The 15,066-nt window shown below is 44.9% G+C and carries 15 protein-coding genes and 2 pseudogenes; 14 read left to right on the top strand and 3 right to left on the bottom strand.

The window, feature by feature from the left end:
* Nucleotides 1–222 precede the first annotated feature (222 nt).
* Both P5674_RS19060 and P5674_RS19055 read right to left on the bottom strand, forming a co-directional pair.
* Nucleotides 223–1,335 carry a CAP domain-containing protein gene (locus P5674_RS19060; protein ID WP_006616640.1) on the bottom strand — a complete coding sequence of 371 codons (1,113 nt, stop codon included), beginning with the start codon at nt 1,333–1,335 and terminating at the stop codon, nt 223–225.
* Nucleotides 1,336–1,713: 378 nt separating this feature from the next.
* A complete protein-coding gene (locus P5674_RS19055; RefSeq protein ID WP_035738175.1) occupies nt 1,714–3,309 on the bottom strand; it encodes a sensor domain-containing diguanylate cyclase in 1,596 nt (531 codons plus the stop codon).
* 866 nt (nt 3,310–4,175) lie between these two features.
* On the opposite strand from P5674_RS19055, the pseudogene P5674_RS19050 reads away from it, so the two are divergent.
* The 7 genes and pseudogenes from P5674_RS19050 to lpxB all read left to right on the top strand — a co-directional run bounded on the left by P5674_RS19050 (nt 4,176) and on the right by lpxB (nt 10,315).
* Nucleotides 4,176–4,765: pseudogene (locus P5674_RS19050) on the top strand (IS607 family transposase).
* Nucleotides 4,758–5,747, top strand: a complete 990-nt coding sequence (locus tag P5674_RS19045; protein WP_050856792.1) for an RNA-guided endonuclease InsQ/TnpB family protein — start codon at nt 4,758–4,760, stop codon at nt 5,745–5,747. Before P5674_RS19050 ends, P5674_RS19045 begins: the two are co-directional and overlap by 8 nt.
* Before the next feature lie 821 nt (nt 5,748–6,568).
* Nucleotides 6,569–6,811: pseudogene (locus tag P5674_RS19040) on the top strand (zinc ribbon domain-containing protein); the annotation flags it as partial.
* A 65-nt stretch (nt 6,812–6,876) separates the two neighbouring features.
* Entirely contained in the window at nt 6,877–7,725 is an 849-nt protein-coding gene (gene lpxC, locus P5674_RS19035; protein WP_006617113.1) for a UDP-3-O-acyl-N-acetylglucosamine deacetylase, read from the top strand.
* A gap of 10 nt (nt 7,726–7,735) precedes the next feature.
* Complete coding sequence (fabZ, locus tag P5674_RS19030; protein WP_006617112.1) at nt 7,736–8,230, top strand: 3-hydroxyacyl-ACP dehydratase FabZ; 495 nt, start codon at nt 7,736–7,738, stop codon at nt 8,228–8,230.
* Between the two features lie 118 nt (nt 8,231–8,348).
* A complete protein-coding gene (lpxA, locus tag P5674_RS19025) occupies nt 8,349–9,161 on the top strand; it encodes an acyl-ACP--UDP-N-acetylglucosamine O-acyltransferase (RefSeq protein ID WP_006617111.1) in 813 nt (270 codons plus the stop codon).
* On the top strand, nt 9,158–10,315 hold the full coding sequence (lpxB, locus tag P5674_RS19020; RefSeq protein ID WP_006617110.1) for a lipid-A-disaccharide synthase: 1,158 nt from the start codon (nt 9,158–9,160) through the stop codon (nt 10,313–10,315). The genes lpxA and lpxB overlap by 4 nt, the downstream gene beginning before the upstream one ends.
* A 254-nt stretch (nt 10,316–10,569) precedes the next feature.
* Here lpxB and P5674_RS19015 read toward each other — a convergent pair whose 3' ends face one another.
* Nucleotides 10,570–11,790, bottom strand: a complete 1,221-nt coding sequence (locus P5674_RS19015) for an HhoA/HhoB/HtrA family serine endopeptidase (protein WP_006617109.1) — start codon at nt 11,788–11,790, stop codon at nt 10,570–10,572.
* A 291-nt stretch (nt 11,791–12,081) separates the two neighbouring features.
* Between P5674_RS19015 and P5674_RS19010 the strand changes: the two genes are divergently transcribed.
* The 7 genes from P5674_RS19010 (at nt 12,082) to P5674_RS18985 (ending at nt 15,027) form a co-directional block, all read left to right on the top strand.
* Nucleotides 12,082–12,591 (top strand): response regulator, encoded by a 510-nt coding sequence (locus P5674_RS19010; RefSeq protein WP_006624119.1) that lies wholly within the window; start codon nt 12,082–12,084, stop codon nt 12,589–12,591.
* Nucleotides 12,592–12,750, top strand: coding sequence for a GAF domain-containing protein (locus P5674_RS19005; RefSeq protein WP_006617107.1), 159 nt, complete (start codon nt 12,592–12,594; stop codon nt 12,748–12,750). It begins immediately after the preceding gene.
* 156 nt (nt 12,751–12,906) lie between these two features.
* The gene (locus P5674_RS26640) at nt 12,907–13,065 is read left to right on the top strand and encodes a GAF domain-containing protein (RefSeq protein ID WP_014276592.1); all 159 of its coding nucleotides are present in this window, start codon (nt 12,907–12,909) and stop codon (nt 13,063–13,065) included.
* Nucleotides 13,066–13,809, top strand: coding sequence for a GAF domain-containing protein (locus tag P5674_RS19000; protein ID WP_006617106.1), 744 nt, complete (start codon nt 13,066–13,068; stop codon nt 13,807–13,809).
* A 165-nt stretch (nt 13,810–13,974) separates the two neighbouring features.
* Nucleotides 13,975–14,076, top strand: a complete 102-nt coding sequence (locus tag P5674_RS18995) for an ATP-binding protein (protein ID WP_006617105.1) — start codon at nt 13,975–13,977, stop codon at nt 14,074–14,076.
* Nucleotides 14,077–14,082: 6 nt separating this feature from the next.
* Nucleotides 14,083–14,250 carry an ATP-binding protein gene (locus P5674_RS18990; RefSeq protein WP_286167506.1) on the top strand — a complete coding sequence of 56 codons (168 nt, stop codon included), beginning with the start codon at nt 14,083–14,085 and terminating at the stop codon, nt 14,248–14,250.
* 27 nt (nt 14,251–14,277) lie between these two features.
* Nucleotides 14,278–15,027 (top strand): response regulator, encoded by a 750-nt coding sequence (locus P5674_RS18985; RefSeq protein WP_006617104.1) that lies wholly within the window; start codon nt 14,278–14,280, stop codon nt 15,025–15,027.
* The last annotated feature ends 39 nt before the right edge of the window (nt 15,028–15,066 follow it).

Raw genomic sequence — 15,066 nt, 5'->3', positions numbered from 1 at the left:
ATTGCACTCATTTTGCACTAACTCCTAATAATGCGATCGCTTTTGAGTGCATTAGAGTAACGGTAGAATAGGGGTTATAGGCTTTATAGTGGGTTTCGTACCCGCAGTAAGATGTTGGGTTTCGTACCTACACCCAACCTACTCAGTAAGATGTTGGGTTTCGTACCTACACCCAACCTACTCAGTAAGATGTTGGGTTTCGTACCTACACCCAACCTACTGCTAAAAGGCAAATTTCTGAGTCCAGTAGTTGTTTAAATTAAAACTTCCAGTGTCATTGCTGAGGAAGTAGTGACCAACACCAATTTGGGTATAATTAGGATTGAGGATATTCTCGCGATGTCCTGGGCTATCCATCCACCCCTCAACCACAGATTCTGGTGTACGATGACCTGCGGCAATATTTTCTCCGACCCCAGATGTAAATCCTACGGCTCGGGCGCGGTCACTGGGGCTAGAACCATCAAGCCCAGTATGACTAAAGAAATCTTGCCACGCCATGTTGGTGCTATGGTTTCGTGCGGCTTGAGTTAATAGGCGGTTTAAGGATAAGGGCTGTAAACCCTCCTGGGCGCGTTCTTGGTTGACCAGTTGTAGGACTTGTTGCTCAAAGACTTGGTTAGGTCCATCATCAGGATTATTTGTGGTTGTGTTTTGAATGAATATTCTGCCACCGATAAAGTCATTGGTACTAATAGATGAAATGCTGACATTATTTAATGTGGCTAATACGCCGCCATTTTCGAGAATTTGGGTGGTGAAAGGGTCTAGGGCTTGAACGACTAATTGACGATCGCCATTAGAAACAATAATTTGATCAACTCCCGGCTGAAAGTCAGTAATTAGATCCCGGTCAGCAGTTGATGGAGCTAGGATAAATTGATTAGCGCCTCCCCCTCCTGTTAAGGTATCCAAGCCTTTATCGCCGGATATGAGACTATTTCCCGGACCTCCAATAATGACATCATTACCAGCGCCGCCATAAAGACTATCGTTTCCCGACCCTCCAATTAGGGTATCATTACCCAAATTACCGAATAGAATATTATTACCGCCACCTGCTTCTAATAAGTCATTATCCTTACCACCAAAAAGGGTATCATTGCCACCGCCGCCAATAATGGTGTCATTACCTTGGTTTCCGTAAAAAATGCGTCCGGTATTATCATTAACTGCATAATCATTTCCCGCCAACAGAGCGATCGCATCTGGAAAAGGTGAGGATCTGAAATAGGCGAGCTGTTCTGGGGGGAGTTCAGACATGATAATTCTGTCATTACCAGGAGTAGCTATACCCAAGTCTAATCCGTTTTCGGTGATGATGTCGAAAAGCATGATTCCATGTAGATGATGGTTGCCAATTTTGTCTATGGTAGACGATTTTTATGAAAGTGCCTAGGAGTTTACAAATAATTACATATAGTGATAATTCTTAGCATCATTTAATGTTAATTTCCCCATCAATATGCTAATAAATATTGTCTAAGTACCGGGCTTTTAGATATTTTGACAGCCAAACAATTTTGGATAAATAGATGGTAAAATCGCGGACAAATCCCTATTATATGGGGCTTGCAGCGATAGAAACCAAAGGCGATCGCAGATAGAAAGGCATCGCCCAGATTGTCAGAGGCCATTGAGGAATGTCAGTAATGGAATCAGAAGGCATGGGAGGGTTTCATAATTGTTGGCTAATCGACAACAACTCTGTTGTTAGTCTTTTTGGGAAAGCAGACACTGACAAAATCGAGAAGCACCGCGATTAAGGGCTTGTTCCGCCGCCGTGGTTAAAGTTTGAGTCTGTAAACCGATCGCCGGAGTGCTACTGGCAACCCCAAAACTGAGTAATCTTTGGGAATAAATCGACACTTGGCTAAGTTGTCCAATTTGTTCCTGGATAGTATCCACTAGGCGCACCGCCCATCGAGCATTGGTAGAAGGCAATAATACCGCAAATTCTGCCTGTTGATAACGAGCAACCAAACCGTGAGGGTGGGTGACAGTATGTTTAATGATTTTGGCAACATTACGCAAACATTGATCAGCGGCGTTGTCACCCTGTTGCTCTCGGTATTGTTCCCAATCTTCAACGCGCGATAAAATCAGAGATAGGGGCGCTTGTTCCTCCATCATTCGCTGCCATTGGCGACTGAGATAATCATTAAAACCATGACGGCTTACCAGTCCGGTGAGACTGTCGATGATGTCAAGTTGCTGGAGTTTGCGGTTAGACTCTTCTAGTTGGTGGTAGAGTTCGGCTTGATAAATGGCGATCGACAGTTGATTCGCAAAACCATGGATCAGTTTCAGGTCGGACTCTTGCCACTGATAACCGGGGTCAGTCATCACTAGGCTTAAACTTCCCCATAAACGACTGCGACTATACAGGGGAATTGGTAGCCACCCCCCTGGACAGCTTTGTAGGAAGTCTTGAATGGTGGCTTCATCTTGGGAATTGGGGACCTTCAGGGTTAGCGATCGCAACACTGACGGTAATTCCGACCCCACCTGTTTAGTGTAGGTTTTACCCGAATTAGATGGGATTTTAGCCAATATAGAATTAGTCGGTTGTCGATATTCAGCCCTATTTAACCATGATTTGCCTTGGGCAATAAACTGCACAATTTGCACCGACTCGACTTTAAAAATTTTCCCCAGTTCAGTCACTGCCATCTGAAAGATCCGCTCTAAATTCAGGGAATTTCGGATCACTTGGGTTAACCTTTCCATGGCTTCTTCCCGTTGTGATTGTTTCTTGATGGCATCTTCCATCACTTTTTGGGAACTGGTGTCAATGGCAATGCAGAGATTTCCTTCAAACTGGTTTTCTTCATCAAATAGGGGACGCACCGACAGTGTTACCCAAACCGATTTTCCTAAACGGTGTCGCAGACTCAGATTATATTTCTCTTCGCGATCGCCTGGGTGATTTTGGTGAGCGATCGCCGAAAATGCCGGGTGTCTCTCATCCATAAATTTCCACAGAGATTTACCAATCATCTCTTCCGGAGTATATCCCAGGATTTCTGCCATTTTCGGATTAACAAATGCCGTCTTCGTCTGGCGATCCAAAATCCAAATTCCCGCCGCCGTGGTCTGGAGGGTCCACCGAGATACTTGATCCCGACTCAGTTGCTCTGTGTTTATGGTGCTAACATCTACAGGTTCGGTCACAGTAGCCATTTGCCGACTTTGCTCAATTAGTGGCATTTCCTGATGACAGTTCATACAAAAGCCAATTTTCTTATGGGCGATAATATGAATGAGAAGCGGCTCAGAACAGCACGGACACAAATACTTATCCATCATTCTGGTTTACCTCAATTTTTATTAGCTTTTTGTTATTATTAAACGGTCTTTCTTTTAGGATAAGTTGGTTTTTCCGACTTTGTTCCTGAGCGATACAAATCTTGATATAACAGTAGATACAGCCCTGCTATGATGGGCTATTCCCTAGACGAAATATCTCCATCTTTAACTGGCTAATGGCCCACCGATCAGTTGCTCCCTTCAGGGACTCTACAAAACTACATAGCCATAACTACTCAAACTAATCCCGGCTTTACAGCCTGTTCAGAAATGATCTGATCACCTCTCAAAGTCCCTCTCCCTCTCTGGGATCCAGATTTAGGGTGAGGGCAATGTATTAAGCGACTGGTGAACAAGCTGTAGTTAAGTTTCCCTGATGTATTGAGGGATTTAGGGTGATGAGGGCAATGTATTAAGCGACTGGTGAACAAGCTGTAGTTAAGTTTCCCTGATGTATTTCGGCAAAAACTTTTGATTTTCCAAAGATTGATAAATTTTTGTTGATAACTTCTCTCAAAAACTTGACGACAGGATGCGGGTTAGAGTATCATCATATAAATCGCTTCCAAGGGCTTGCTGTGTCTATACGCCAAAAAAGCAGCTAAAACCATGATTATATCGCCCCTCATAAAATTATCCGAGTAAAATTTTAAAATCCCGATGCACGAGTTTTTGAGGAAAAAGCGATCGCCCCAAATCCGCCTCTTGACAAAAACGACATTTTGTGAATATACCCTGAACTATCCGCGCCTAGGGTGCGTCAAACTGTTTCGGATTAGAGGGGGATTAACAGGTAATTTCAAGATATTTCCAGAAATATTTCTCCAGTTATGGTAGTATATTGACTACAGTGTCAAACAACAACCATGAAATATGCAACACCGAGGGAAGCGTCTCAAATCCTTCAAGTCTCAGAAAGAACACTGTGCGTTACTGGGATAGAGACGGAAAAATATGCACAATTATAACTCCTGCGGGTCATCGACGGTACGCTATCGATTCCGTTGTCAATCCAAAAGGCGATACCAGAATCAGAATCCTTTACGCCAGAGTTAGCTCGTACAAACAAAAATCAGACCAGTAACGACAAGCAAATTACCTGCAATCGATGTTCACAGACGGACTCATTATCAAAGACATCGGCTCCGGACTCAACTACAAGCGCAAAGGATTACTTTCCCTTTTGGGACAAGTTCTGTCAGGAAACGTCAGAGAAGTTGTGGTCTCGCACCAAGACCGACTCGTTCGGTTCGGTTTTGACCTCATCGAATGGTTCTGTCAACAGCAAAATTGCCAACTCGTGGTTCTCAACAAACGTGACTTATCTCCAGAACCAGAAATGGTTGAAGATATCCTTGCCATTGTCCACGTCTTCAGTTGTCGATGGTACGGACTCAGGAAATACAAGTCTGTTATCAAAGAAGATTCGGATTTACCCAGAGACAGCCTTGGCTAAGACGTGGTTTCAATGGATATCCGCCGCCCGATGGTGCTTTAATCAAGCCATTGCCATACTTAAAACTAAGAGGATTGGTAAATATGACCTACGGAAAACGGTCATGGATACGGCTCCATTTTGGGTAAGCCAAACCCCATATAACCCACGCCAATTGGCGGTATTCCAAGCTGATGAGGCGCACAAAGCAGCAATAAAATCAGGGGGAGATGCTAAGTTTCGGTCTGTGCGCGACCCGGTTAAGTCTATCCGATTTCCAAAAGATAATTGGAAAAAGGGGACATTTTATCCGACACAGACCAAGGGATTAAGGTTCAAGGCAAGTGAGCCAATTATCGACAAGATGCACCACGAGCCCACCTTGGTGCTAGATAGAGGGCGCTGGTTTATCTGTTATGCCATAGATGCGCCTAAGCTAGAACCACTAAACAGCGACCTAGCCATCGCCCTTGATCCAGGGGTAAGGACATTTCTAACTGGGTTTGACGGGCAAGAAATTTGGGAAATTGGCAAGTCGGACATGGGACGTATTTATCGACTGGCTACCCACCTCGATAGGTTAATGTCTCGAATTGGTCTATCCAAGGGACGCCAATTTAAGCGCCTACGGCACTGTCTGCGAAAAGCTGCACAAAAGATTCGGGTGAAAATTCGTGACCTGGTTTCAGAGCTGCACAAGAAAGCAGCTAACTATCTATGCAGCAAGTACAAAGTCATATTTTTGCCTAAATTTGAGGTCAAAAATATGGTCAAACGAGGCAAGCGACGGCTGTCAACTAAGACAGCACGGAAAATGGTTACATGGTCTCATTACCGTTTTCAGCAAACATTGAAGCATCAAGCGGCTAAAGTTATGGTCGAAAGGGAAGTCACCTTCCCCAACTCCAATTCCAAACCGTACTTGAGACTTTCACCTCATACGGCTCCTGATATGGATACCCCTTTGTCAGTGGGAACAGGGCTACAACCCCCTGCTTTATGACCTCAACTTTCGGAGCTATATACAACCACGTAGTCATTAACTCGCTCTGGTCATAAACACTCTTAGTTGTCGCGGTCTCTATATCCACACCGTGACTAGTGGGCATATCCTAACCATTACAGTTAGGCATTAGCTTTCAGTCACATCCTTTCCCCTTAAAGGCATACGCTTACACTTTTCACTACTCCACAGGTACATCCTGCCACTTGAGAGCCAATAAGGAGTTTCAACGTTCCATCTATGCGGGCATTCCATCTTTAGATTCGTCCTTTCCACCGGGGTACTTTTAAAGGTCTGTGTAGGTGATGTCATAAGTACCCTACTTTTCCCCTTGCCTTTGTTTTAGACGCAGCGTATCAACCTATTTCGCTACTTAACACTTACGATGGTTCAAGCCAGACGTTCGGTTTCCCTAATCATGGTACGATGGTTCAAGCCAGACGTTCGGTTTCCCTAATCATGGATGGTTGGCAGTGGTCGAGTTAGAGGTAGGTTCCTCATTACGCCTTCCGTTCCCCGCTTCAATCTGACTGGTTATGAATCCTAAAATTGGGGGTGGCTACCGCCGTTACTCTCAACCTTTACGTTATACTCGAGGGGAACCGATTCCCTCTTTCTTTCGCTTTGGTCTTGACCTTGAGTCTCTTTGCCTGATCTGGTTGTCGGGTCACAACTCCGAGACCAGATTTTGAGAACACATAGATAGTTATGGGATGGTCAGAGGTATGAATCCCATTAATTCCACCAAGGGGTGGAAGTCCCACTAGGAGGTTATTTCAGGCATCGCAGCCCTATTTGGTCTCCTAAACGTTTCGCACTATGGCTGTGTTGTAGTAGATGTGACGGAAGAGTACACCAGTAAAACCTGCTCCAAGTGTGGCCACATTCACACAAAGCTAAGAGGCAACAAACAATTTGTTTGTCCCGACTGCGGTCACGCTATTGGGCGTGATGTAAATGGCGCTTTCAACATTTTATTGAAGGCTTTGAGAGATACCTCCGCCAATGGCGCGATAATTTCATTCCAGATTGTGCCATACTCAGAAACTTCCAGCAATTGCTAGATTTTTCCGGGTTAAATGTATCTGTATCATGATCGCTCAGAAATGCCATAAATTCATAAAGTCCCATGAGTCTTGCTCAACAATACACCCTAGCCCAAGCCATAAGCCAATCAGGAGTCGGACTCCATAGCGGTGAAATCACCACCGTAAAAATTCTGCCAGCCACCAGAGGCGGAAGGCACTTTGTCCGAGTTGACCTACCGGAATGCCCAATAATTACAGCCAGTTGTGAATCAGTAAGGTCTACCACCCTATCAACAGAACTGGGAAATAGTGATAGCGCCAGTATTCGCACCGTAGAACACCTGTTATCTGCCCTCACCGCCGGGGGAGTCAGTCACGCACGCATAGAAGTTAACGGACCAGAATTGCCCCTATTAGACGGCTCCGCCAAACCGTGGTCAGAAGCCATAGCAGCAGCCGGGCTGAAAGAAATTGAACCACAGCCAATAGTAGCACCCCTCAATCAAGAAATCTCTGTGCGTCAGGGAGATGCCTTCGTGATGGCTATACCCTCCACCGAAACACGATTTACCTACGGCATTGATTTTGAAGTGGCGCCTATCGGGAACCAGTGGCATAGTTGGAGTCCCGATGAGCAAAACTTTATCACAGAAATTGCCCCCGCCCGGACTTTCACCCTAGCCTCACAGATAGAAGCCCTACAAAAAGCTGGATTAATCAAGGGAGGAAGCCTAGATAATGCGATCGTCTGTTCCCATTCGGGTTGGATAAATCCGCCCCTAAGATTTGCAAATGAGCCAGCGCGTCATAAAATCTTAGACTTAGTAGGAGATCTCAGTTTACTGGGAACTATCCCACTCGCCCACTATCTCGCCTATAAAGCTGGTCATCACTTGCACGTCGAGTTAGTGCGTCGCATTAGCCAAACCCCTACCAACAGCAACGTTTAATATTTAAAGAATGTCCACAGTTAACACGACCGCCGATCTTCAGGATAACAGCAACTCCCAATTAGCACCGGAAAACACTTTAGCGATCGCAGAAATCCAAAAACTGCTACCCCACCGCTATCCTTTCGCCCTAGTCGATCGCATTATCGAGTATATTCCCGGAGAACGAGCAACCGGAATTAAAAATGTCACCATCAACGAACCCCACTTTCAGGGACACTTCCCCGGTCGGCCAATTATGCCTGGGGTGCTAATCGTAGAAGCCATGGCTCAAGTGGGCGGCATTGTACTGACCCAACTGCCAGACATGGAAGGTAAACTATTCCTATTTGCGGGAATTGATAAAGTCCGCTTTCGCCGCCCAGTAGTTCCCGGCGACCAGTTAATCATGCGAGTACAACTACTGTCCGTCAAACGCCGTCGTTTTGCTTATATGCAAGCAGCCGCCGAAGTTGATGGGCTAAGAACCTGTGAAGGAGAACTAATGTTTTCCCTGGTAGACTAAAGCCTAAACTTTAAACTGGACCAATGGAATTACACCAGATCAGGTTCAGGAATTGCCACAGTTCCGTATAATTGCGGCAGCAAACCAATTTGGTCAATCAGTAACATATTTGATTTCCATGACCACTTTAATCCACCCGACAGCAGTGATCGAGCCTGGTGCTCAGTTGCACCCGACCGTGCGGGTGGGTGCATACGCCGTTATTGGAGAAAACGTAAAAATCGGCCCTGGTACTACCATTGGCCCCCATGCCGTCATTCAAGGATGGACAGAAATAGGAGCCAGAAACCAGATATTTCCGGGGGCTGCTATTGGGTTGGAAACCCAGGATTTAAAATACGAGGGGGCGGTGAGTTTTGTTACCATTGGCGACGACAACCGCATTCGGGAATATGTGACCATTAACCGGGCTACCTACGCGGGAGAAGCTACCAAAATTGGCAATGGTAATCTACTTATGGCTTATGTTCATGTGGGCCATAACTGTACCATTGAGGATGGAGTGGTAATTGCCAACGGGGTAGCTTTGGCGGGTCATGTTCATATTGAGTCTAAAGCACGGTTGAGCGGCGTTTTGGGAGTCCATCAGTTCGTCCGCATTGGTCAGTTTTCTATGGTTGGAGGTATGAGTCGCATTGACCGCGACGTACCACCATTTATGTTAGTGGAAGGCAACCCGTCCCGAGTGCGATCGCTTAATTCTGTCGGTCTTAAACGCGCGGGTTTGACTAATGAGGAGTTGGGACTAATTAAAAAGGCATTTCGGATTTTATACCGCACCCCACACCGTCTCTCAGAAGCGATCGCTCAATTGGAACAACTCCCCCAAAATTCCTATCTTGACCATTTGATTAATTTTGTCCGTCTCTCACTCACACCGGAAAGGCGCGGTCTTATTCCGGGAAAACGGGTCACACCAGAAGCGCCATGAGGATTTTTATTAGCACCGGGGAGGTTTCAGGAGATATGCAGGCGGCGCTATTGGTAGCAGCCTTGCGCCGACAAGCCGAAATTAAAGGTTATAGCTTGGAAATTACTGCTTTGGGAGGGCCGCAAACCGCAGCCGCCGGAGCCCAATTGTTGGGGGATACTACCGCTATTGGTGCGGTCGGAATTTGGGAGTCTTTGCCCTATTTTATCCCTACATTGCAAATGCAGGCTAGGGTCAGGCGTTATCTGCAAGAAAACCCTGTCGATGTCGCTATTTTAATTGATTACATGGGACCTAATATCGGTATCGGTAATCTCATTAAAGGCAGATTCCCGGAGATTCCCATTATCTATTATATTGCCCCCCAGGAGTGGGTTTGGTCTATGGGATCGCGCAATACTAATCAAATCGTCAATTTTAGCGATCGCATCCTTGCCATTTTTCCCCAGGAAGCCCGCTATTTTGCCGCTAAAGGCGCGAAAGTGACCTGGGTAGGGCATCCGCTTATTGACCGGATTACAGCCTACCCCAGCCGCCACCAAGCCCGGGAAAATTTGGGTATTGCTACTGAGGAAATAGCGATCGCCTTACTTCCCGCTTCCCGACAGCAGGAAATTCGCTATTTAATGCCCATTATATTTCAAGCCGCCGCCACTCTTCAGGCTCAGTTTCCATTGGTGCGTTTTTGGATTCCATTATCTTTAGAAAAGTATCGGGCAGATATTGAACGGGGTATTTTACAATATAATCTCCGGGCTTCTTTAGTAGAAAATAAAACTGATGTACTAGCCGGCGCTGATTTGGCGATCGCCAAGTCAGGTACCGTTAACCTTGAATTAGCTTTACTGGAAGTTCCCCAAGTTGTCGTTTATCGAGTGAGTCAAATTACCGCTTTGGTCGCTCGTCACCTTCTCCATTTTTCCATCCCCTTTATGGCTCCTCCCAATTTAGTCCAAATGAAGGAAATTGTGCCAGAATTGCTACAAGATGAAGTGACACCAGAAGCCATTTTTAACCAGGTTATCCAACTTTTTCCTAACTCCACAAAACGAGAACAAATGTTAACTGAATATCGACAAATGCGCCAGGTATTGGGGGTAAAAGGAGCAGGCGATCGGGCAGCCATAGAAATTTTAAATGCTGGTAAAATTTGAGGTATCCGAGGTCAATTTATGCAAATTATCAGAGTTTATGTTGGGTAATTATTGGCTATTTTTAACCAGTATTTTGGATGGGTGATTTGCCGGTAAATCCTGGCGATGGAGATGACTTACCAGCAGCTTTTAAGAGCCTGTCCACCCTCAAGATAATTAAAAGAGGGAAATTTCCCTCTTTCTTAGAGACAAGACACCCCTTATCTTCACAGATATACCTGGTCTCTGGTCAGAATTGATAATATCGACTTAACCTAACTTTGTTCTCTCAAAGTTCCGGTGCGAACCGCGAAACCTTGACTTTGACCATTGCGGCGTAATTCCAATCGTAATTGATGACCTACTCCCGTTTGTTCAACCAACTGTTGAACCTCCGCTGCGTCCCGAATGATTTGACCATTAATTTGAGAAATCACATCACCCACTCGGAGTCCAGCCTGAGCGGCTGGAGAATTAGGAACCACACGGACAACTAACACCCCTTGGTCTGTATCAACCTTTAAACCACTGTTGGGATCATTATTAATATTCTGCTTAACTTCGGGGTTTAAACTCACCATTTGAATACCCAAAAATGGATGATCAACGTGACCATTAGCCACAATTTGATCAGCGATATTCCCAACCCGATTAATCGGAATAGCAAAACCTAAACCCTGTGCGCCTTGGATAATAGCCGTGTTCATACCAATGACCTCACCATTTTGATTAAGTAAAGGTCCCCCCGAATTACCCGGATTAATCGCCGCATCAGTTTGAATAAAACTCACCCGTTTATCCGGTGCGCCAATAGAGCCACTAGAGCGACCGGTAGCACTAATAATACCCATGGTGACAGTGTTTTCTAAGCCTAGGGGATTACCAATAGCGATCGCCATTTCTCCCGGTCGCAATAGGTCAGAATTACCCAAACTCACAGTCGGGAGATTTTGCGCCGGAATTTTCACCACAGCCACATCAGTCACCGGGTCAGTTCCCAACACTTCCCCATCAAACTGGCGACCATCGCGCAAAGTCACCCGCACTCGGGTGGCTCCCTCGACCACATGAGCATTAGTCAAAATCCGACCATCAGAACCCACAATAAAACCCGAACCGGAACCCTGAACAACTCGCCGCCCCGGACCACTAGGGAGTCGTTGGCCAAAAAACCGTCGGAAAAACGGGTCATTAAATACATCAGGAACCTGAGTTTCTACAGTTCTGGCTGTATCAATTTGAACCACTGCTGCTCCCACCCGCTCCACCACAGCACTGACTACATTAGGATTTTGTGCCAAAACGTGACCCGGAGAAACCATCCCAGGGTTCATATCTGCCACTCCACTGTTAGTTTCACCGGTACTCTCACGGGAAGAACCAGCATTAGGAGTAAGGGAAACAACACCAAAAGTAAGCCCCGCACCCAACAAAAGCATCGATAAATAAGCCACAGGCTGAATAGGACGCACAGAGGATTTTAGAGAATCTTGCATCGTTAACACTCCCATTAATCGCTTGATAGTTCTTAGATTAAATGAGAGATTTGGCGAAGTTGTAGCATTGATATGACATCTCTGTGAACGACCAGCACCAACCCCGCTACAGGAGCGGTTATCCAAAATTATCCCTGGACAGCAATTATGGTAAACTAGGAAACTGGGAGACATCCCACCTCACCCGGCGGGATATCTATAAACAAGACAGCCCTCCTGCTTACCTTCTAGGTAAATGGTAGGGTTGCTCTCAAGGCAACCATTGGGGGAAAATATCAACTTCCCTCGCTTTTGAGGTATTTTGTCAATTCCCTTGACTATTGGCTACCTATTCTAGCTATCCGGTTTACCGACACGCTAATGATGCGGCCCCCAAACACATCCCAATTTGGCAATATTTTACTGGTTGACGATAAACCGGATAACTTGCGACTGCTTTCCCAAATGTTGACGGAGCAGGGCTACAATGTCAGGAGAGTGACCAAAGGAAAAATGGCCTTGATTACGGCTAAAGCGTCACCTCCTGATTTGGTGCTACTAGATATCAAAATGCCTGATATGGACGGTTATGAGGTTTGTTTGCAACTGAAAGCTGATGAAATTACGGCAGAAATTCCGGTGATTTTTATGAGCGCTTTAGATGAACTTCCTGATCAAGTCAAGGCTTTTACTATAGGTGGAGTAGATTATATTACTAAGCCTTTTCAGGTAGAAGAAGTCCTAGTGCGAGTCAAAACTCAAATACGTCGCCAAGCCGAACACTTAGCCAGGGAAGCCCAACGAGAACGAGCCTTAGCCTAAGTGATTGATAAAATCAGGCGCACCTTAGATATTAACACAATTTTTGCTACAGCTACCGCCGAAGTCCGCCAACTTTTGAACGCCGACAGAGTGGCTATATTTAGCTTTCATCCCCTCTCTAATTACCGGGATGGTAATTTTGTCTCGGAAGATGTTTGACCTGAGTTTGAATCAGCTTTAAATTGGCAAGTTCATGATTCTTGTTTCGCCAATTCATTTGTGGAGGAATACAAAAACTCCCGCATTCAATCCATTGCTGATATTTATGAAGCAAATTTATACCCTTGCTATATTCAACTTTTGGCTAAGTTTTAGGTGAGAGCAAATTTGGTAATTTCCCGGCAAAAAGGGAGCCATCTCTGGGGTTTACTATGTATTCATCAATGCTCATATTCTCGCAATTGGAAAAGTTATGAGGTCGAATTTGTACAGAAAATAGCCCTACAATTGGGGGTGGCTTTGCCACAAGCATAATTGCTCACCCAGGCGCAGAAAGAATCCACAGAACAAACCAAAGCCGCTCAACAGGAAAGGGCTTTATCCAGGTTAATTGAAACCATACGCCAAACTCTGGATATGGATATGATTTTTAGGGCTACTGCTCAAGCTGTGCGCCAAATTCTCAGATGCGATCGCGTTGTAGTTTACCGACTTTTACCCCAAGGAAAAGGCAAGTTTTTGTTTGAGTCCGTCGCGCCAAACTGTCCCCAGTTTCTCAATCTAACTGACCCTAATACTTGGTTTTATTTACATTTACAGGAGAGTCAGGGAAATATCAATCAAATTTACCATCAACAGACGGTTGATGATATTTACAAATCTCCCCTTTCCGATTCTCATCGAGTCCTCATCGATGAATTTATGATTAGATCCTATATGATTACTCCCGTATTTTTATGGGAAACTCAATGGGGAATGATTGCCGCCTATCAACACAATTTCCCCAGAGAGTGGAGGCATCGAGAAGTGAGTATATTAGCTCAAATTGCCAATCAATTAGGTGTCGCTTTCCAACAAGTAGAACTGATGAAACAGTTACATAAAGCCAAAGAAACCTCTGATGCAGCTAATCGAGCTAAAAGTGAATTTCTCACCAAAATGAGTCATGAGTTACGCACTCCTTTAAATGCTATCTTAGGCTTTACCCAAATTCTGGCTAGGGATGAACAGTTAAATTTAGCCCAACAGGAATATATCAAAATTATTGGTCGTTCGTGAGAGCATCTATTAGAACTGATTAACGATGTCCTAGAAATGTCGAAAATTGAAGGGGGTCGCATTACGTTTAATCAAATCAGTTTTGACCTTTACTATCTTCTGAAAAACTTACACAAAATACTGGATTTAAGAAGTAAAAATAATGGCTTAAAACTAGAGTTTTAGGTGCATAATAATTTTGTTACCTATGTTAAAGAGGAAAATAAACTGCGAAAAGTTTTGATTAATTTATTGGGAAATGCCATTAAGTTTACGGAATCAGGATGAGTTACCCTGCGAGTTCAGTCTCAGAACTATGAAACCCCCGATATAACTATCCTCAGTTTTGAGGTGGAAGATACCGGACCAGGAATTGCTCCCGATGAAATTGATATGCTATTTAAACCATTTGGGCAAACTGAAACGGGTCGTAAGTCTAATGAATGGACGGGTTTAGGATGACCAATTAGCCAGAAATTTGTACAAATTATGGGCGGCGAAATTGATATTATCAGCCAGGTGGGAAAGGGTACAATAGTCAAATTTCCCATTGTCGTACAAGCAGCAGACCCTCAAGAAATCCCGGCTCAATCTATCCAAAAACGGGTGATTGCTTTAGCTGACGGACAACCATCTTATCGGATTTTGGTGGTAGAAGATGCCCAAGAAAATCGCCAGGTACTGGTCTGTTTACTGTCTAAGGTGGGTTTTGAGGTGCAGGCGGCTGAAAATGGCTTAGAAGCGATTACAATGTGCGCTAAGTGGCAACCTGATTGGGTCTGGATGGATATGAGAATGCCAGTTATGGATGGTTTGGAAGCTACTAAACACATTAAAGAAACCATACCACCACATCGCGCCCCTATCATTATCGCTCTGACAGCTGATGCTTTTGAAGAGGAGCGATCGCCAATTTTAGCTATGGGTTGTGATGATTTTGTCAGTAAACCCTTTCGAAAAGCAGTGATTTTTGATAAGATGGATCAATACTTAGGAGTGCGCTATCTATACGAAGGAAGTCCTGTAGAGGATGTATCATTAACTTCCGATCTGCAAAACCAGCCTGCTGTCCCCCTTGACAGGGACTCCCTGCAAGTGATGCCGACGACTTGGATAGAGCAACTACATCAAGCCGTTTTGTGTACCAACGAACCGGAAATTCTAGCCTTGATTGCTGAAATTCCAGAGTATCATGGCGCTTTGGCTGATTTATTAAAGGGATGGGTGCGAGACGTTTAGGAGTCAAATAAGGCTGCAATGCCTGAAATAACCTCCTAG

Origin of the sequence: Limnospira sp. PMC 289.06 (assembly GCF_032350395.1) — a bacterium.
Taxonomy (GTDB): domain Bacteria; phylum Cyanobacteriota; class Cyanobacteriia; order Cyanobacteriales; family Microcoleaceae; genus Limnospira; species Limnospira platensis.
This window is presented reverse-complemented; position numbering and strand designations above follow the sequence as displayed.